The 19,471-nt window shown below is 64.1% G+C and carries 16 protein-coding genes; 6 read left to right on the forward strand and 10 right to left on the reverse strand.

What is annotated here, in order from left to right; translation table 11 throughout:
- Positions 1-42: 42 nt before the first annotated feature.
- Complete coding sequence (locus NKJ90_RS10535; RefSeq protein WP_023760144.1) at positions 43-4,134, reverse strand: autotransporter outer membrane beta-barrel domain-containing protein; 4,092 nt, start codon at positions 4,132-4,134, stop codon at positions 43-45.
- Positions 4,135-4,349: 215 nt separating this feature from the next.
- A complete protein-coding gene (locus tag NKJ90_RS10540; protein ID WP_245266687.1) occupies positions 4,350-5,195 on the reverse strand; it encodes an AraC family transcriptional regulator in 846 nt (281 codons plus the stop codon).
- Positions 5,196-5,510: 315 nt separating this feature from the next.
- Between NKJ90_RS10540 and NKJ90_RS10545 the strand changes: the two genes are divergently transcribed.
- Positions 5,511-6,650 carry a LuxR family transcriptional regulator gene (locus NKJ90_RS10545; protein ID WP_031260487.1) on the forward strand — a complete coding sequence of 380 codons (1,140 nt, stop codon included), beginning with the start codon at positions 5,511-5,513 and terminating at the stop codon, positions 6,648-6,650.
- Between the two features lie 185 nt (positions 6,651-6,835).
- Here the strand turns inward: NKJ90_RS10545 and NKJ90_RS10550 are convergent, their stop codons facing one another.
- Positions 6,836-7,765 carry a LysR family transcriptional regulator gene (locus NKJ90_RS10550; protein WP_023760148.1) on the reverse strand — a complete coding sequence of 310 codons (930 nt, stop codon included), beginning with the start codon at positions 7,763-7,765 and terminating at the stop codon, positions 6,836-6,838.
- 97 nt (positions 7,766-7,862) lie between these two features.
- Between NKJ90_RS10550 and NKJ90_RS10555 the strand changes: the two genes are divergently transcribed.
- Positions 7,863-8,876, forward strand: coding sequence for a zinc-dependent alcohol dehydrogenase family protein (locus NKJ90_RS10555; protein WP_023760149.1), 1,014 nt, complete (start codon positions 7,863-7,865; stop codon positions 8,874-8,876).
- Positions 8,877-9,045: 169 nt separating this feature from the next.
- Here NKJ90_RS10555 and NKJ90_RS10560 read toward each other — a convergent pair whose 3' ends face one another.
- The 3 genes from NKJ90_RS10560 to NKJ90_RS10570 are packed head-to-tail and all read right to left on the reverse strand — an operon-like array spanning position 9,046 to position 12,799.
- A complete protein-coding gene (locus tag NKJ90_RS10560) occupies positions 9,046-11,343 on the reverse strand; it encodes a xanthine dehydrogenase family protein molybdopterin-binding subunit (RefSeq protein WP_023760150.1) in 2,298 nt (765 codons plus the stop codon).
- Positions 11,340-12,323 carry an FAD binding domain-containing protein gene (locus NKJ90_RS10565; RefSeq protein WP_352486088.1) on the reverse strand — a complete coding sequence of 328 codons (984 nt, stop codon included), beginning with the start codon at positions 12,321-12,323 and terminating at the stop codon, positions 11,340-11,342. The genes NKJ90_RS10560 and NKJ90_RS10565 overlap by 4 nt, the downstream gene beginning before the upstream one ends.
- Entirely contained in the window at positions 12,320-12,799 is a 480-nt protein-coding gene (locus NKJ90_RS10570) for a (2Fe-2S)-binding protein (protein WP_023760152.1), read from the reverse strand. The genes NKJ90_RS10565 and NKJ90_RS10570 overlap by 4 nt, the downstream gene beginning before the upstream one ends.
- A gap of 377 nt (positions 12,800-13,176) precedes the next feature.
- Here NKJ90_RS10570 and NKJ90_RS10575 point away from each other — a divergent pair, with 377 nt between their 5' ends.
- Both NKJ90_RS10575 and NKJ90_RS10580 read left to right on the forward strand, forming a co-directional pair.
- A complete protein-coding gene (locus NKJ90_RS10575; RefSeq protein WP_032908212.1) occupies positions 13,177-13,797 on the forward strand; it encodes a TetR/AcrR family transcriptional regulator in 621 nt (206 codons plus the stop codon).
- 59 nt (positions 13,798-13,856) lie between these two features.
- Positions 13,857-14,855, forward strand: a complete 999-nt coding sequence (locus tag NKJ90_RS10580; RefSeq protein ID WP_352486089.1) for a bestrophin family protein — start codon at positions 13,857-13,859, stop codon at positions 14,853-14,855.
- A gap of 91 nt (positions 14,856-14,946) precedes the next feature.
- Here NKJ90_RS10580 and NKJ90_RS10585 read toward each other — a convergent pair whose 3' ends face one another.
- The 4 genes from NKJ90_RS10585 to NKJ90_RS10600 form a co-directional block, all read right to left on the reverse strand.
- Positions 14,947-15,177 (reverse strand): hypothetical protein, encoded by a 231-nt coding sequence (locus NKJ90_RS10585; RefSeq protein ID WP_023763191.1) that lies wholly within the window; start codon positions 15,175-15,177, stop codon positions 14,947-14,949.
- Positions 15,178-15,450: a hypothetical protein gene (locus tag NKJ90_RS10590; protein WP_023763192.1), complete on the reverse strand. Its 273-nt coding sequence runs from the start codon at positions 15,448-15,450 to the stop codon at positions 15,178-15,180. It lies immediately after the preceding gene.
- Positions 15,451-15,848: 398 nt separating this feature from the next.
- Positions 15,849-16,109 carry a hypothetical protein gene (locus NKJ90_RS10595; protein WP_023763193.1) on the reverse strand — a complete coding sequence of 87 codons (261 nt, stop codon included), beginning with the start codon at positions 16,107-16,109 and terminating at the stop codon, positions 15,849-15,851.
- Positions 16,110-16,323: 214 nt separating this feature from the next.
- Positions 16,324-17,076 carry a DUF899 domain-containing protein gene (locus NKJ90_RS10600; RefSeq protein WP_023763194.1) on the reverse strand — a complete coding sequence of 251 codons (753 nt, stop codon included), beginning with the start codon at positions 17,074-17,076 and terminating at the stop codon, positions 16,324-16,326.
- 292 nt (positions 17,077-17,368) lie between these two features.
- On the opposite strand from NKJ90_RS10600, the gene NKJ90_RS10605 reads away from it, so the two are divergent.
- Complete coding sequence (locus NKJ90_RS10605; protein WP_352486090.1) at positions 17,369-18,589, forward strand: helix-turn-helix domain-containing protein; 1,221 nt, start codon at positions 17,369-17,371, stop codon at positions 18,587-18,589.
- 123 nt (positions 18,590-18,712) lie between these two features.
- Complete coding sequence (locus NKJ90_RS10610) at positions 18,713-19,345, forward strand: Vgb family protein (RefSeq protein ID WP_023761101.1); 633 nt, start codon at positions 18,713-18,715, stop codon at positions 19,343-19,345.
- Positions 19,346-19,471: the final 126 nt, after the last annotated feature.

Raw genomic sequence — 19,471 nt, forward strand, 5'->3', positions numbered from 1 at the left:
GCGCCTCCGCCGTTCGAGAATTGCCCCCATCCTTCGCGTCGGTCAGAACCTCAAGCCGAGATTGACCTTCGCACCCTGATCGACCGTGCCGCCGCCGAACTGTCCGGTGTAGGAGAGCTTCAGCGTGGCATTGGCCGACATGTTCAGGTCGAGGCCAGCCTCGACCACTGCTGCGTCCCTGGCGACAGGCACGCCGGCGATGGTGAAGAGATCGCCGCCGGCGAAGGCGAAGCTTGAGGTCGGGATGTCATCACCAAAGGCATGGCGCCAGCCGAGCATGCCGCGCGCCGTGGCCTTGATCTCGCCGAGGCCCAAATCGGTGGAAGCACGCAGGCCGAGCGTTGTGAAGGTTGCATCGGTGGTTGAGCCGGCACTGGTCAGCGCCGCCGCACCGCCGGTTTCGGTAAAGCCGTCGGTGTGCACGCTGACATAGGCGAGGTTGGCGAAAGGTTCGAACTTGAAGTGCCCGGCATCGGCCTTGTAGGCGAGTTCGCCGAACGCTTGCGCCGTGCCGGCATCGTAGTCGGCCGACAGCCCGTCCGCGAAACCATTGAAAGCGACGGCGCGTTTTGTCGAGAGGCTGTTCCAGCTGTAGGCCGCACCGGTGCGGAAGGCGATGGCGCCCAAATCGGTGCCGCCATAGAGGCCGAGATGATAGCTGTCGTTCTTGCCCGATGAATTGCGGTCATCGGCGTCGAAGGACGAATGGCTGTAGCCGCCGAGCAGGCCGACGCGCCAGGTGCCGAGCTGGGTGTCGGCGCCGGCCAGCAGGCCGCCCGTCGAGCGGTCGAAGGCGGCGGCGTTGCCGTCGCTGTCGGTATTGCCCCAGGAACCAAAAGCCTGGCCCCAGACGGCGAAACGGTCGGTGTCGGCGGCGACCATTTCAGGCCCGCCTTCGCCATAGGCCATGACGGGCAGGGCAGGAGTGCTGCCGGCATCGCCGAAGGCGGCGCTGATGCGGCTGGTGGCGGCGTCGCGGATGAAACGGCTGTCCTCCAGCAACATGCCCTTGGCCGAGGCATGGATCTCGCCGGAGAGCTGGTCGAAGGCATCTTGCGCGGCGGCTTCGCTCGGCAAGGCAAAGATAGCATCAAACAGCGGATTGCCGCTGCCAAGGCTTTCGGCGCCGGTGCCGGTGGCGATCTGGTTGGGCGTCAGGCCGACCGAGGCGAAGGTCTTCTGGACGACATCGAGGTAGACGTGGTTGGCGTCGTAGCTGTCGACCAGGCCGAGGAAAGCCGTCCCGGTGTTGCCGCCAAACGTATATGTCCCGGTGACGCCGCCATCGGCTTGCAGCACCGTGTAATGCGTGCCCCCCACATAGGGTGCGCCGTCGAGTTTGACCACGTCGATCAGCGCGCCGCTGTCGATCGTTGCGGCGCCCGCCGCATGGAGGAAGTCGGACGTGCCGGTCGAGGTCAGTTCGACCAGGTAGATCGAGCCCGCCGCCTGGTCGACATTGCCCGCGACATTGAGCGTGCCGATCGAATTGCCCGGTGCGATGATGCCGCCCGACTGTGCCACGATGCCGCCCACCGTGCCGTTGCCGCCCAGCATGCCGCCGGTGATGGTCACAAGCGAACTCGCCAGCGATCCGTTCACGGCCAGCCGTCCGCCGCTCACATTGGTGGCGCCGGTGAAGCCGCTCGAATTGCCTGTCAGGTTGGTATTGCCGGCGATCTGGTTGATCGTCCCCAGCCCGCTGATGCCGGCATCGAACGCATAATTTGTATTGGTATGGTTGAAATTGAGCGCACCGGTGCCGAGGCCGAACTGGAACGTGGCCGAGCCGAGGACACCGGCGCCCGTCGCCGCGGCGCCTGCCGCGCCGCCAATGTTCACTGTGCCGGTGGACCCGGCCTGATCAGCGATGAGCAAGTTTCCGGCAACCGTAACCGCACCATCATTGGCGACGGTCAGGGTGCCAGCGCCGTCGATGCCGACGTAAAGGTCCGCACCGTTCGTCCACTTCGACCCCGTGCCATCAACCTTGACAGTCCCGATATCACCGCCATTTGTCCCAATCTTGCCATTGGTGTCGGTGATCTCGCCGCCATTGGTGACGGACACCGTGCCGACGCTTAAAACCGATAAATCGCCGCTGTTTAACCACTTGGACCCAGAACCGTCGACTGTTGCCAATGCGCTGGACCCACCGTAGTATCCGACAAGCCCGTTGACATCGGACACCAGGCCGCCATTGCTGATGGCAAGGACACCGTCTCCGGCCACTCCCAAGATCAAACTGCTGGCGACGGTCCAATTCGAGCCGACGCCATCAATGGTGGCCGTGCCGGTCGTTCCCGGACCACTGCCGACACTGCCGCTGCTGCTGGTGACCGTGCCGCCTTGGGTAATGGCGAGGGTGCCATTGCCGTCTACCTCAAGATAGCCGCTGTTGGTCCAGGTCGATCCCGGGCCATCCACAGTTACCGCGCCTGAGGAATCTGTATCAACCGCAACAAGTCCATTGACGTCAGACACAGCACCGCCGTTTGAGACATGGAGCGTGCCGGCGCCGCCCTTACCAATATACAGATCGCCGCTATTGGTCCAGGTCGAGCCGGCACCGTCGACGAACACCGTGCCGGCCGAGTCCGCCGTGTAGCCAACGAAACCCGAGCCATTGCTGACCGCGCCGCCGTTCGAGATCGTCAGCGCGCCCGTGCCAAAACCTCCGACATAGAGGTCGCCGCTGTTCGTCCACTTCGATCCCGCACCGCCGACCGCCACCGTGCCGGCCGAGTCGGCAGCGTAGCCAAGATAGCCCCCGCCATTGCTGGCCGTGCCGCCGTTCGAGATCGTCAGGCTACCTGTATCGAAACCGCCAATGAACAGATCCGAACTGTTCGTCCACTTCGATCCGGCACCATCGACCGTCACCGTGCCGGTCGAGTTGTAGCCCACATAGCCCTTGGCGCTGCTGACCGCACCGCCATTCGAAATCGTCAGCTTGCCCGTGCCACCACCGCCTACGAACAGATCCGAACTGTTCGTCCACTTCGAACCCGCGCCATCGACCGCCACCGTGCCGACGGAATCCACACCATAGCCAACGAAGCCCAGATCACTGTTGACCGCGCCGCCATTGGTGATCGCCAGAGCGCCGGTGCCCTGCTCGCCGACGAACAGGGCGGAACTGTTGGTCCAGGTCGAGCCGGCACCGTCGACGAACACAATGCCGGTCGAGCCCACCGCGTTGCCGACATGGGCCAAGTCATCGCTGACCGCGCCGCCTTGGTCGATCACAAGAAAGCCTTTGCCGGAATCGCCGACGGTCAAGGACCCGCTATTGGCCCAGGTCGAGCCGGCGCCAGCGACTATCACCTGGCTGTTTGAATCGGTGCTGTAGCCCATTATGCCATCAGCATTGCTAACCACACCGCCGTTCTTGATTACCAGCTCGCCGTCGCCATCATGGCCGACATAGAGCGCTCCATTGTTTGTCCAGGTCGCATCATCGATCGTCACCGAGCCGGTCGAACCTGAATATCGGCCAATATAGGCGCTGTCGCTGCTGACCTTGCCGCCGTTGGAAACCGTTACCGCGCCAACGCCGGAACCGCCGACCGTGAGGCTATCACTGTTAAGCCACATCGAGCCGGCGCCGTCGATCTTTACGACTCCTTGAGCGTTGCTGCCGCCGGCAACAATACCAACAACATCCGTCACGACACCGCCATTGAGGATATCGAGCGTAGCCAGCCCGAAACTACCAACCACCAGACTGCTGCTGCTGGTCCACGAGGAACCCGCATTTACGGTGACGTCAGAAGTCGAGTTATCCCCCCAGGATAAGAATGCTCGGCCGCTCGTCAACGTACCGTTCGAAATGACAAGGCTGCCGTCCGAAGAACCTGTAAAGCCAAGGTAAATATCGTCCGCAAAAGCGCTGCCAGCGTTGATAGCAGTCGGATTCGGTGTCGTTGTGCTGATATATACAATATCGGCCGCCGTCGGCACCGACCCAGCGCTCCAGTTTCCGGCCGTAAACCAATCCGTGGAGGTGGTGCCGAACCAGATATCGGCGGCGGTGGCGGCGATTGGCTGGCCAAGACCGACCAGAGCGGTCGACGTCAGCGCCAGATACTTCAACGCCTTTGCCTTGCGGCCTCCAAATGTGTTCTGCGGCATCCAAACCCCTGACATGATAGTCGTTTCACCCTGAGGCTGACATGTCATTGGAGCCCAGCTGTTGTCTTGGGCAGGACCGCAATGGAATTGGACTGGAGCGAAGTGCCGTGCTTTTTCCGCGCACTGTGGCAGTTTGGCGCCATCGATCGCCGCGGGATCTCGGCTTTTGACGGAGAGGGATTCGGAAATCGCGTCGTGTTTCCGGTATCCGGATTCTACCTGGCGCTCGTTGGCGTGTAGCCGAAGCGGCGGCGAAAGCAGCGGTTGAAATACGACACATCGCTGAAGCCACTGATCATGGCGATTTCGCTGACGCGCATCTCGCTATTCTGTCTCTGCGAAAGCAGCTTATGAGCGCGCTGCAGGCGAAGTTCGAGAATGCGCTCGGAAAAGCTGATGCCGGTCTCCTGCAGGAGATCTTGAACATAGCGCGCGGACAGGCCGAGTTCTTGCGCGACGCCCTGCGCCGAGATGCCGGGGTTGGAAAAATTCTCGGCAATCTTTGCCAGCACCGCCTGCAGCCTGGCTGCTGGCAGCCCGCGCAAGCCGGCCAGTTCGGCGGGCTCACCCTTGGCGCCTGTCACCAGGCCGATCAGATCGACGATTGTCTGCGTCGCGTGCGCTATCAAATCGGGCGAGACGAGAGGGCGGCCGGTTTCAAGAAGTTGGCAATAACGCTTGAGAAAATCGAGAGCTTCGTTCTCGGCGCCGATCTTCAACGCCAGCCTGTCGTCGATCTGCGGGAAGGCCTGGGTGAGGACTGCACGGGGGACCACCACGTTTGTCCACACATTGCTGTCGGAACCGTGCATTTTCAGCGCTTCCGATGCCGTCACCAGGACCGCTTCACCCTGTCCGACACCATAGTCGCGGCCGACCTGTGCGCCGGTCAGCAGCGTGTCGGATTTGTTGATCAGCAGGAGATAACCGTCGTTGCCGTCATCGGCGATATTGCTTGCCTTCCTCGTTGCATGCTTGATCGTTCCGGACATCTGGCCAAGAACCAGTGACCCGACAGCCGTGGCTTCGATCGCGGCTTCGAAAGGCAGGTTGTCCGACATGCCGTATTCGACCGACCATATCTCCGCGAGGTGGATGTCTTGCCAGAGGGAAAATCGATCGCGATCACTGAGATGCGAGGGCAATTGAGCCGATGAAAACACCGTCTTTTGTGGCAATTGTGTACCCGATATATTTGCGTTCTCTAATATAGCGAGCGCGATGCTTTCCATTTCAAGAATAACCAGCGACAATGGCCGCCTGGTGTCAACTGATCGAATTTATATCCTTAATCGAGTTCAACCACGCGTGGCGTCACCCAAAAGTGTGACTTCGCGAAATCCTCCGAAGCGAGATCGGGGCGTGCAGGAGGCATGATGGAGAGGCTGAGCAGCGACGTCCTTTCCTCGATTATCGGCGATATCTACGATTGCGTTTTGAACCCCGACGGGTGGGCCGGGGTAATGACCCGGATCACAGAGGCGGTCGACGCGGCCTACACCACCATCGCGCTTGCCAGCACTGCCGGCAATCGTGGCCGCTTCGCGGCTCAATCGCCCTGGGATCCCGTGCAAATGCGCGTGCTCCAGGAGGACTATGATTTTGACGCAATTCCCGGACTGAAGGCCGCGATCGTCGGCGACATCGACACGCCTGTTGCGACGCTGTCGCATATGAGCGAAGCCGAACTCCAGGAGACGCCATTTTTCCAGAATTGGGCCAAACCGCAGGGATTGCGCGAGGCCTGCATCACCAAATTCGTTCATACGCCGGACCGGATCGGGCTCATGGGTTGCACCACGCGGGCCAGCAGGGAGGTCATCTCAATCGAGGAACAGCGTTTCCTGGCATTGCTCTCGCCGCATCTGCGCCGCGCTTCGATGATTGGAGACCTGCTCGATCAGGCCCGCGTTACCGCCAACCTTTATCGCCAAGCGCTCGACCATCTCGCTGTGCCCGTCGTTCTTACCGGCGCCAACGGAAAAATCCTCCATGCCAATGGGGCGGCCGATCGAATGTTTTCGGCGCAAGGCCCCATTCTTTCCAGGAACGGCCTGCTCCAGGCGCAGAACCTGGTGACAGCCCGCGCCCTGCTGGAGGCAATCGCCAGTGCCGCGAGCGAGGACGCTTCGCTCGGCTCCCGCGGCATAGGCCTGCCCATTTCGGCTCCCGGTCAGCCGCCCGCCGTCGCCTATGTATTGCCGCTGACCGAGGGAACCGCGCGCGCGGCTTTCCGGCCGGCATGTGCCGCTGTCTTCGTTTCGACCACGACGTCTTCTTCTCCACTTCCGGAAGCCGTTCTCACCGCGCTGTTCGACCTGACGCCCGCGGAGGCGCGGGTTCTGCTGCGCATCGGCAGCGGATTGTCCGCGTCGAAGAGCGCGCTGGCGCTCGGCATCGGCGAAAACACCTTGAAGACCCACCTCAACCGAATCTTCGCCAAAACCAGCACGAGACGCCAAGCCGATCTCGTCAAGCTCGTTTCGGACATAGGCACGCCGCTTGCACCTCAGTGATGGCGCCCATATCGGCGCCGGTTAGCCAAATGGTGCGATCCGGACAGGAGACCGGATAGAACTGGTCGCGCTCGAACGCCACCCGTACCTGCCGATCTGCTCGACGTTGCGCAATGCGGCAAGGGTACTGCGCCTGCACCGGACGGCGCCCCCTTCTGCCTGCCGGCCAATCACTTTGCCAACTCTCACCGCCGCCAGGGCGGTTCCGGCGCGAAGCGCTTGCCGATCCAGTCGGCAAAGGCGCGGGTCTTGGCGGCTTGTCCCTTGGCTGAGGGCGTGACGACATAGATCGCGCCTTCGTCGGCCAGCGTCCAATCCTCCAGGATTGGCACCAGCCGTCCGTCGGCGAGTTCGCGGCCGACCAGCCAGTCCGTGCTCATCATCAGGCCGACGCCTTGCACGGCGGCATCGACCAACACCTCGGCATCATCGGTGACCAACGGGCCGGACACCTCGACGCGCACGCTTCGGCCCTCGCGGTTGGTCATCTCCCAGGCTGGAAAGGTCTGAAAACCGCTGAAGCCCAGGCAGGAATGTTCGAGCAACCCCTGCGGGGTCTCCGGCCTGCCCCTTCGGGCGAGATAGGAGGGGGCGGCGCAGAGCAGTCGCCGCCGTGTCGCCACCTTGCGGGCCACCAGGCGGGAATCCTCCAGAGCGCCGAGCCGCACGGCGACATCAAAATTCTCGGCGACCAGATCGGCGAAGCGGTTGGAGAATTCGGCCTCGATGCGGACATCGGGAAACTCGGCAAGGAATTGCGGCAGCAGCGGCCCGATCCACATGCGCCCGAACGTGCCGGGCAGCGCCAGCCTGAGCAGGCCGCGTGGGCCTCCGCCGGCATGCGCCGACGCGGCAGCCTCGGCCTCGTCCACGGAGGCGAGGATGGCGCGCACCCGCACCATGAATTCGGCACCCGCCTCGGTCAGCGACACGCTGCGCGTCGTGCGATGGAGCAGCCTGACGCCGAGCCGCTCCTCCAGCGACTGCAGGCGCCGTGACAGGATGGTCGAGTCGCGCCCGACACGCGCCGCCGCCCTGGTGAAGGAACGGGCCTCCGCGATGGCCGCGAAAGCAGCCATTTCGGCAAGGGTCAACGGTTCGCGAGATTGCTGCATAGATTACAGTACTCAAATGTAAAAAGCAGGGATTATCCAGAAATACCGCAGCAGCTAGATGCACTCAAGCCATCAATCGTCCCACAGGAGTGAAACCATGAAAGCCATCGAGCTGAGCCAACCCAGGCTGGACGCCTTCCGCGCCGCCACCATTGCCACCCCCGAACCGCAGCGCGGCGAGGTGCTGATCCGCCAGCGTGCGGCGAGCCTCAATTTCGTCGATGTCGCGGTCGCGAGCGGCAACTATCCCGGACCGAGCTTTCCGCTCATCCCGGTCGCCGACGGCGCCGGCGAGATCGTCGCGCTGGGCGAGGGGGTTACGGGATTCGCAGCCGGCGATCGCGTCGTCGCCCATGCCAAGCCCCGCTGGATCGGCGGCCGGCCGCGGCCCTACGAGATGAGGCAGATGCGCGGCATCTCGCTGCCGGGGTCGCTGGCCGAATATGTCGCGCTGCCTGCAAATTCGGTCGTGCCGGTGCCGGCGCATCTCTCCTTCGAGGCGGCGTCGACGCTGCCGATCGCCGGCACCACCGCCTGGAACGCGATCCGCGCCGCCGATGTCGGGCCGGGCTCGGTCGTCGTGCTGCTCGGCACCGGCGGCGTCTCGATCTTCACCCAGCAGCTTGCGAAAGCTGCCGGCGCCACCGTCATCATCACCTCGTCGTCGGACGAGAAGCTGGAGCGGGCGAAGGCACTGGGCGCAGATCATCTCATCAACTACCGCGCGACGCCTGACTGGGACGGCAAGGTGCTGGAACTGACGGGCGGCCTCGGCGCCGACCTCGTCGTCGAGACCGGCGGCACGGCAACCTTTGCCCGCGCCATCAACGCCACCGCGCCCGGCGGCACGCTGTTCACCATCGGCTTCGTCACCGGCGCCGAGGCCACGATCAATCTGCTGCCGATCATCATCAAGGCGCTGAAAGTGGTCGGCAACAACACCGGATCGGTGTCCGACCTACGCGACGCCGTCCGCGCCATCGGTGCGGCCAGGATCGACCCGGTCGTCGACAAGGTGTTTTCACAGAATGAAGCGGCCGAAGCCTACGCCCACATGGCCGCCGGCGGCTTGCACTTCGGCAAGCTGGTGTTCGGGTTGGAGTGGTGGTGAAGCGGATAATCTCCCCCCTCGAGGGGGAGATGTCGCCGAAGGCGACAGAGGGGGTCGTCTCGCGTGAAGCGCCAACCTGATCTGCTGCATTGGGCCGAGCCCAGTCGAACCGACCCTCTCTGGCCTGCCGGCCATCTCCCCCTCAAGGGGGGAGATCACGCTCTCACCCTCAGATCAGCTTCTCCAGCGTGATCGGCAAATCCCGAACCCGCTTGCCCGTCGCATGAAACACCGCGTTGGCGATCGCGGGGGCGACGCCGACGATGGCCAGTTCACCGACACCCTTGCCGCCGAGCACCGAGGAATGCAGGTCGGGGATGCCGACCGAGATTACCTCGATGTCGGGAATGTCGGCATTGGTCGGCACCAGATAATCGGCGAGGTTGTTGTTTACGATGCGGCCATGGCGGCGGTCGACGATGCCTTCTTCGAGCAGCGCCTGGCCGATGCCCATGATGATGCCGCCCTTCCACTGGCTTTCGGCGAGCTTCGGGTTGTAGAGCCGGCCGGAATCCAGCGCCGACACCACGCGTGACACCCGCACCGTGCCGAAATCCTCATCGACGCGCACCTCGATGAAATGCGCGCACCAGGAGTGGCGGGAATAGTCGCCTTCGGTGTGCGGCAACGCCATGGCGATGGTGGTGTAGTTCTTGTAGCGATCCTCTGGCGTCGAATTGGCCGGCATGGTGTCGCCGGTGGCCTCGATGTGGTCGCGGCCGACGCTTTTGAGCAGCTCGGAGATCGAGACATCAGGCCCGTCGCCGCGTGGCGACGACATACGGCCGTTGGCGACAACCAAAGTGTTGGCCTGCAGCGTGTGGAAGGGTGAGCGTGGATCGCTGATCGCCAGCCCGATCAACTGGTCGAGCGCCGAGGTCGCCGCCTTATGGACCGCACCGGTCATCACGCCGGCCAGCCGCGAGCCGCCGGCGACGCCGGCGCGGGGCAAGCGCGAATCGCCGAGCTTCACCACGACATGGTCGGCCGGCACCCCGACCGTCTCGGCGGCGGTCTGCACCAAGATGGTGTAGGTGCCCTGGCCCATGTCGATCGAGGAGCTTTCGACCTCGACCGAGCCGTCGGCCAGGATGCGCACGATCGCCTCGCCATAGGCGCGCCGCACGGGATAGGTGCCCGCCGCAACGCCCCAGCCGATCAGCTGATTGCCGTCGCGCATGGAGCGCGGTTCGGGCGTGCGCCTGGACCAGCCGAAGCGTTCCGCGCCAGCGGCAAAGGCCTCGCGCAACTGCCTGGTCGACCAGGCTTTTTTCGCTTCCGGATCCTGTTCGGCATAGTTCCTAAGCCGGATCTCCAGCGGATCGATGCCGACCTCGTAAGCGAGCTCGTCTATGGCGCTTTCGATGCCGAAGGCAGAGGGGTTTTCGCCCGGCGCGCGCATGGGGCCAGGCACTACAGAATTCACCCGCACGACATTCTGCTTGGACGAGAAATTCGGCGTCGCGTACATGATCGAGGTGACCGATCCGAGCGGCTCGACCCACATGCCGTCGATGGATGTTTCATTGACGCCGCGATGCACGATCGACTGGATTTTTCCTTGCCGGTCGGCGCCGATCGTTACCGTCTGGCGCGTCGCGGCGCGGCCGCCGTAACCGGTGAAGGTCTGCGGCCGCGTCATCACCAGCCGCACCGGCCGGCCGAGCATTTTGGCGGCACATGCCGCCACCGCGCCATGGCTGAGCGCCAGTGCCTTGGAGCCGAAGCCGCCGCCAATATAGGGCGAGACCAAGCGCACATTCTCGAACGGCACGCCGAACCATTCGGCATAGGTGCGCGCCATACCGTCCAGCCACTGGCTCGGCTCCCATACGGTGAGGCGGTCGCTCTCCCAGCGGGCGATCAGGCCATGCGGCTCCATCGGCGCCTGGTATTCGCGCGGCGTGTTGTAGGCGGCGCAGATGCGCACTGGGGCCGAGGCGAAAGCGGCTTGCGCGTCGCCCCATTCCTTGGTCATGGCGTCGATCGGGATGCCGTCGCCGGCCTTGGCGTCGCTAAGGTCGACGATGGCGTGCGTCTCGTCATAGCTGACCTTGATGAGGGCTGCCGCGGCGACCGCCTGCTCGAAGGTTTCGGCGACGACAGCGGCGACATGCTGGCCCGAAAAGGTGATGTCGCGCGCCAGCGGGCAATAGGGCTTGTCGGGCGGCGGCGTGCCGAACCAGTCCGAGGCGGTCCTCAGGCTGATGATGGTGTCCGGCGTCAGCACTTGCAGCACGCCGGGTGCTGCTTCAGCCGCATTGGCGTTGATCTCGCGCACCTTGCCCGAGGCAATCGTGCTTTCGACCAACACGGCGTAGGCGAGGCCTTCGAGCTGCCGCTCGACGGCGTATTTGGCTGTGCCGGTGATCTTGGCCGGGCCGTCGACGCGCGACAGACGGCCGCCGACGACTTCCGCCAGCGCGCCGTCGGATGCATCACCATGTCTGATGTTGTGAACGGTCATGCCGTCTCTCCCATTTTGAGGATGGCGCGCGCGACAACGCGCGGCGCCAGTTCAAGCTTGTAATGGTTGGCGCCATGGTCGACGGCGCCTTCGATCGCGAGCAGGCTGGCAGCGCGAACCGCATCTGGTTCCAGCATCTTGCCCTTCAGCGCATCCTCCACGGCTCGCGCCCGACAAGGTTTGGTCGCGACGCCGCCTAGCGCGACGCGCAGGTCACGGATGGTGCGCCCATCGGCTTCGAACTCGATGCCGATGGCGGCACTCGCCGCGGCGAACTCATAGGATTGCCGATCGCGGATCTTGAGATAGGTCGAACGCCGCGCAGAGGCCGAGCCGGGGATCTCGATGGCGGTGATCATCTCGCCCGGTTCGATCGCGTGTTCCTTGTTCGGCGTCGTTCCGGGCAAGAGGAAAAAATCGTCCACCGGGACCTGGCGATCGCCGAGATGCACGATCGCATCGAAGGCGACCAGCGCCACGGCGAGGTCACCCGGATACATGGCGATGCAGGCTTCGCTGGTGCCGAGCACCGCATGGCCCCGTGTGACACCGCCGATGGCCGAACAGCCGCTCCCGGGTTCCCGCTTGTTGCAGGCGGGGAAATTCGCCGGATCGCGGAAGTAAGGACAGCGCGTGCGCTGCATCAGATTGCCGCCGATAGTCGCCATGTTGCGGATCTGTGCGGAAGCCGCCTGCCACAGCGCTTCCGAGACGGCTGGGAAGCGGCTCTTGATGCCGTCGTGGTCGGCGACGTGGCTCATCTTGGCGAGCGCGCCGATGGTGGCTCCGCTCTCGCTGAGCTCGATGCCGTTCAGCCCCTTGAGATGGGTGATGTCGACCAGTGTCTCGGGCTCGGCGACGCCGCATTTGGCGAGGTCGATGAGCGTGGTGCCGCCCGCGAACAGCATGGCGCCGGGTAGGGCGGCCGCCTGTCTTGCCGCATCGACCGAGCCGGCGCGCAGATAGGAAAAATCCCTCATGATGCGACCTCCAATGCAGCCTGGCGAACGGCGGCGACAATGTGCGGATAAGCGCCGCAGCGGCAGAGATTGCCGGCCATGTATTCGCGGATCTCGTCATCGGAGCCGGCATGGCCCTCGCGGATGCAGGCCACCGCCGACATGATCTGGCCTGGCGTGCAATAGCCGCACTGGAAGGCATCCTGTTCGAGGAAGGCAGCCTGCACGGGATGCGGTTCGCCCTCACGTGCAAGCCCCTCTATGGTGGTGACGGTGCGACCCTCGACTTGCGCGGCCAGCGTCAGGCAGGCCAGCACGCGCTCGCCGTCGACATGCACGGTGCAGGCGCCGCACTGGCCGTGGTCGCAGCCTTTCTTGGTGCCGGTCAGGCCGAGCCGGTCGCGCAAGGCGTCGAGCAACGTGACTCGCGGCTCGAGTTGCAACTCGTGATGGTGGCCGTTGATATCGAGATGGACGGGAATTGTTGTCTTGGTCATGGGCGTCTGGCTCCAGTTGCTTGACGCGGATGGGGATGAATTGGTGTTGGGTCGGGCGAGGGCAAGGGCGCGAAGGGCGTGATCTCCCCCCTTGAGGGGGAGATGGCCGGCAGGCCAGAGGGGGTCGCCGGACGTAAAGCGCTAACTTCCATCTGCCGCAGGAGGTCGCGCCCAGTCGAGCCGACCCCCTCTGTCGCCTTCGGCGACATCTCCCCCTCGAGGGGGGAGATTACACGCTCGGCATTTTGCAGACGTGACATACCGGTTCCCCTGATTATATGATAAAGGTGCTCCACTAAAACGGAGGTGCCTCCGTTTATTACTTGGGGGCTGACCCGGATGGGTTCAAGCCCTATATTTCGGTAGTGGAGAAAAAAGTGGCCGTGGAGCCGTCCGTCATCGTTAAAGAGAAGGCCGAAGGCACGGAGGCAAAGCCGTTGCGCGCCGACGCACAGCGCAACCGCGACCGGCTGGTCGAGGTGGCGGCAGCCGTCTTTGCGGAGCACGGTATCGATGCCTCGCTGGAAGAGATAGCGCGCCAGGCCGGCGTCGGCATCGGGACCCTCTACCGACATTTTCCGACGCGCGAGCACCTTGTCGAAGTGGTCTACCGGCGCGAGGTGGAGGCGCTGTGCGCGGCCGCCGGCGAGCTCGCCGAAAAACACCCGTCCGATGTGGCGCTGGAACAGTGGATGCAGCGCTTCGTCGATTACATCGCCACCAAGCGCGGCCTGGCGACCAGCCTGCGCATCCTGCTCAACACCAATTCGACGCTGTTTTCCGACACGTCTGGCCGGGTCTCGCAGGCGCTTCGGCAACTGGTCGAAGCCGCGGTGGCCGACGGCACCATTCGCGGCGACGTCGACGCGTCCGACGTGCTGCACGCGCTGTCCGGCATCTACTCGGCGCCCGATACGCCGGAATGGCGCGACCGTTCGCGCCGGCTGGTCAAGCTCTTGATGGACGGGTTGCGGTTCGGAGCTGTAAAGGGACGGTGAGAGCGGCCGGATTCCGACCGCGCGGCAACCAGACCTGTCCATGATTTGAGGGGCATGAGATGTATGTAGGCCGTTCCTACAAGTTGATAGATTTCGCGCTATGGTCGCGGCGCAGCGTCATCTACATGGTGGTCGTGAGCGGGCTGGCTGTCGCCGCCTACCGTCTACCGGGGATTGCCGGCTTCTCGGTGCCATGGCCGGTGGTGCTCGTGCTCGGCACCACCGTATCACTCGTTGCCGGGTTCAAGAATTCGCAGGTGTTCACCCGCAGCAGTGACGCGCTGCAGGCCTTTACGCAAATCACGGCGAGCAGCCGGTTGTGGTCCAATTTCTGCAGGGACTTCATCGATGCGCCGACGGCAAAGCAGCTCATCTACCGCCATATCGCCTGGATGACGGCGTTGCGCTTCGCCCTACGCCGGCCGATGCCGTGGGAATCCATGGCGCGGGCCGCCAATGTCGAATACCGGCGTCGCTACCGCATCCATGAGGATGCGAGTTCGATCGCCGAGGAACTGCGTCCGTTGTTGGCCGAACAGGCCGAGGACGTCCTGAAGTCGCCTCAGCCGGCGATAGCGCTTTTGGAAATGCAGTCGGTCCAGGTCAATGCGTTGCTCAAGGACGCAAAAATTCCTCCGCAGGTCTATGTCGAACTTATCAAGCTGATCCGCGATTTCCATGATCAGCAGGCGCGCTGCGATCGTATCAAGAACAATCCCTATCCAAGGCAATACGCCATCGTCAGTTCCATGTTCGTCATGATCTTTTGCACCCTGTTGCCGTTCGGGGTGGTTCCGGTCTTTGCCGACATGGGCAAACTGGGCGGCATGCTCGGCCCGATCGCGATCTGGCTGACGATCCCGTTCAGCACGCTCCTGGGCTGGGCCTATATGTCGCTCGACCAGGTCGGCGAAAGCAGCGCCAATCCCTTCGAGGGCAATGCCAACGATGTTCCGATCTCGCAGATCTGCCGCGACATCGAGATCGAGTTGCGCAGCGGGCTTGGGGAGGTTGATCTTCCCAAGCCCTGGCTGCCGATCAATGACATCGCGACCTGAAGCGCTTCGTTGCGGCAATCCATGTGATGCGCAATGCCGACAAGCTCAGGCACCTGCGTTAGGCTGTTACCGGGCAAGGAAACAGGAGCCGTCAGGACGCGTCCGCTCCTTTGACGGAAAAAAATTGAAGCACGCCCGGCAGCCCGCTCGCTTCCATCTCGCCATGCTCTTCGAATATCAGGCCGGAGCCGACCACCGCCAAGTCCTTCCAGGTGGACAGCGCGGCGCGTGATCGGCGCTCGCCCCGGCAATTCCGCAGCGCGGCAGCTCGCGGCGGCCGCCAACGTTGCAAATCCCGCAAGCCCTGGAGCGAACGACTCAACTAGCCTTTCGCTTCGACCAGGATCACCAGCGACTCCGGCGCTACGCCATCATAGGCCATCGCATCGGCTGCTGCCTTACTCTGCATCAAAGCGGCCATCTTATCCATGTCCGGAACGTCCATCATCACGGCCACGTGTTTCGGGTTCTGCGGATCGACGAAAGTGCGGATGTTGGTGATCCCAAGCGAGCCGAAAAGCTCCTTACGCTTGGGTGAACTGAGCCAGTGCTTGCTGTCTTTCGTGATGTTGTGATGGCCGATAACGGTTGGCATGGCGTCCTCCCTGGTTTTACGCAATTCTCAAGGGAAAGCGCTATGCGCTTTTTCCCGGGATTTGCTTCAGGTGATGCCTGCGGTCGATGTCGCCCGCCTGATGCTGCGATCCACCTGTACCAGCCAGTGAGCGCCGTTTCTCTTGGACTGTCAATTAGCTTCTGCTGATGGATAGTGGGTGTCCTGTCGTCCCGCCGTCGGAGTTGCTGGCGCCTCAAACTTCGAGGCACACCTTGCCGAAATGCTTCCGGGATTCGTAGTGCGTGAACACGGCGGCGATGCTGGTCCGCCCGGCTGCCGATGGAGATCCCGCCGCCCGGCGCTCTCAGCCTGACCAGTCTTATTGTCTTTCTCCGATGTGTGAGGTGTCTAAAATTCGGGGCGGCGCGATAGACCTATCAGGCTTGCCGGCCGGAGATCACCCGCAGCCAAGGCGCCAGATGGAAGGCGCTCATGAGGAGATACATCGCCGCCATTCCGGTGAGCGGCGAAGAGCCCATGCACAGCATGGCCGCATCGCCGCTGAAGATGCAGGTAAGCAGCGCCATGACGGCGAAGGTCGGGGCTGCGGCAAGGCATAGCCAATCGGCGATGCCGAGGGTGGACGCATTGATGTTTTCGGGGATCGCTCCACTGGTGGCTATATGGATATCGAGCATGGTCTTTTTCCCTGATGGTTGTGCCGTACCGAGGGCAGAACTTGGGTTCCTCGCCCCACGAGAGTGGGGAGAGGTGGCCCGGCGGAGCCGACACGGAGAGGGGGGACAGCGCCCTACGAAAGCCCCTCTCCGGCCGCTACGCGGCCACCTCTCCCCGCCTTGGCGGGGCGAGGAACCCAAGCTGGGGCATGCGCCGAGCGCTCTCGCCAGATCCTTACTGGCCGTCCTTGTCCCGGAACGCGGCTTCGCCGGCGGCCGACACTTGTTCCCATGTCTTGTCGGGCCCGGCGTCGTAATTGTCGTGCCAGTTCCACCAGGAGTAGAGCGGGGTCTGCGGATAGCCTTCGGGCGAGTCCTCCCAGATCTCCTGGCGGCCAAGCGGCGTCGCGTCGAGATAGCTCCAGACGGTGCCCATCGCCTCGTCTCCGCGGCTGTTGATGAAGTAGGTGCGGAACACCTTGTCGCCATCGCGGATGAAGACGTTGTGGCCGTGCCATTCGTCGACACCGAAGTCTTTGTCGAAACTGTCGGTGATGGTGTACCAGGGCATCTCCCAGCCCATCCGCTGCTTCAGCCGGGCAATGTCGGCCTGCGGGGCGCGCGAGGCGTAGGCGAGCGTGGTGTTGCGGGCGTTGAGATGGGCGAGGTGGCCGACCTGGTCGGCGCCGAGCGAACAACCGCGGCAGGCATGCTCGGGCCAACCGTACACGCCGGGCTCGAAGAAGGCGCGGTAGACGATCAACTGCCGACGGCCTTCGAACAGATCGAGCAGGCTCGCCTTGCCATTCGGCCCCTCGAACACATAGGCCTTGTCGACTTCCATCCACGGCATGCGCCGGCGCTCGGCGGCCAAAGCATCCTTGGCGCGCAGCGTGGCCTTCTCCTTCACCAGCATCTGTTCGCGGGCGGCTTCCCAATCCTGTCTAGAAACGATCGGCGGGGTCTTCATTGCGGTCTGCTTGGTCATTGGTCGTCTCCTTTGCCAGTCTGTTGTCGCGCCGTTGCGACGTGTGGTTGCTTGCTGTCAGGCAGAATAGGTCGGTCAAGCGCGGGGGTGGGAGTTACAAGTGTGACGGGATTTGAAAGAGCCGGCCCGCCGCAGCAGGGGTGGCGCATCCGCTCAGTGCCCTCGACAGTGTCGTTCATCGCGTGGTTTTCCCTTGTTGTGCCGCTGCCGATACGGCTTGCTGGTTGGCGGCCGTGACTTAAATTAGGGCGTGCAACACAGGGGTGGGAGTTACAAGTGTGACGGGATTTGAATGGACTCGCTGATCACCGCGGCGGCACTGGCGCTGGCCGGCGGCGATCCGCTCGGCGCGCTGGATCGTGTCGCCTTGCGCGAAGATCCGCCGGCGCTGGCGCTGCGCGGCATTGCCATGGCGCAGCTCGGCGATCTCGATCGCGCCAAGGCGCTGCTGCGGCGGGCCGCGCGTGGCTTCGGCCCGAAAGAGGCGGTGGCGCGCGCCAGATGCGTCGTCGCCGAGGCCGAGATCGCACTGGTGTCGCGTGATCTGGGATGGCCGGACAAGGCGCTCGACGCGGCGCGCGCAACGCTGGAAAAGCACGGCGACCGGCTGAACGCCGCGCATGCCGGCCACCTCAAGGTACGGCGCCTGCTCTTGATCGGCCGTCTCGACGAGGCCGAAGACGTGCTGGCCGGGCTCGACCCGGCGCCGCTGCCGCCGGCCGCGCGAGCCGCGCACGAGCTTGCCGTCGCCGGCATCGCGATGCGGCGCCTGAAAACGAAGCGGGCGCGCAGGGCATTGGAGTGGGCCCGCCATGCCGCCCGCCGGGCCGGCATTACGGGCCTGATCGCAGAGGTCGACAGCGCATTCCTGGCGCTGGACACGCCGGCGGCGCGGCTGATCGCTGGTGGCGAGCAGCGCCCCTTGCTGCTCGAGGACGTCGAGGCGTTGCAGGCGTCGCCGGCGCTGGTGGTCGATAGCTTCCGCTATGTCGTGCGCCAGCAGGAAGCAACCGTCTCGCTGGCCACGCGCCCGGTGCTGTTTGCGCTGGCACGCACACTCGCCGAAGCCTGGCCTGGCGATGTGTCGCGGGCGAGACTGATCGCCGAAGCCTTCGGCGGCAGGCACGCCGATGAATCGCATCGGGCGCGGCTGCGGGTCGAGATCGGCCGGCTGCGCGTCGAACTGCGGGGGCTGGCCGATATCGGCGCGACCAGCCAAGGCTTCGCACTGGCGCCGCGCCACGAGCGTGAGGTGCTGGTGCTGGCGCGGCCCATCGAGGAGCGGCACGCTGCGGTGCTGGCCTTCCTTGCCGATGGTGAAGCCTGGGCGACCTCTGCGCTGGCACTGGCGCTTGGTATCGGCCAGCGCAGCGTGCAGCGGGCGCTGGAGCAGCTTGGCGAGGCGGGCAAGGTGCAGTTTTTCGGACATGGGCGGGCGCGCCGCTGGATGACGCCGCCGGTGGCTGGATTCACGACGACCTTGTTACTCCCGTCCCCGCTGTCGAACGGCTAAGGTGTGTTGATATTCAGGTGAGGCCGGCCTGCAAATAGTGGCTTCCTGCGCTTCCGGTGCTCACGTTCGACACACCTTCGAACATGACCGGCGGGATGACGACCAAACATTGAGGATCAAGACATGAGACATTCAGCGGCCGAAGTCCTGCACGAGTACGGGCCTTTTCCCGGTGTGGAAAGGGTGCATGGAGTGAGCTTTGACGGCAACAATGTCTGGTTTGCCTCGGGCGAGAGGCTGAACGCCTTCGATCCGGAAAGCGGGCAGGCGCTGCGCTCGATCGATGTCGCGGCACATGCCGGCACCGCCTATGACGGCCGGCATTTCTTCCAGCTTGCCAACGACCTGATACAGAAGATCGACCCTGATACCGGCCAGGTGCTGGCGACCATTCCGGCGCCGGGCGGCGGCGGCGACTCGGGGCTGACCTGGGCCGAAGGGACGCTTTGGGTAGGGCAATACCGCGAGCGCAAGATCCACCAGATCGACCCTGAGACCGGGGCAATCCTGCGCACCATTGAATCCAACCGTTTCGTCACCGGGGTGACCTGGGTCGATGGCGAGCTGTGGCACGCCACCTGGGAAGGCGACCAGAGCGATTTGCGCCGCGTCGACCCGCAATCAGGCAAGGTTTTGGAGAAGCTCGACATGCCGGCCGGCATGGGCGTCTCGGGACTGGAATCCGATGGCGGCGACCGGCTCTTCTGCGGCAGCACCTCTGCCGGGGTGGTGCGGGCGGTGCGCCGGCCGCGGTGAGGCCGAATCCTTCGACGCAAAGATCAGGACCGCAGATCGCACGTGGCAAATTTGTCCCCTGCCGACTGGCCGCCGCTCTCTAGCGAACCTAGATAGGGCGGGCACCGGGCGAACCGCCCGGACCAT

The organism is Mesorhizobium sp. M0051 (assembly GCF_040323235.1).
Classification (GTDB): Bacteria; Pseudomonadota; Alphaproteobacteria; order Rhizobiales; family Rhizobiaceae; genus Mesorhizobium.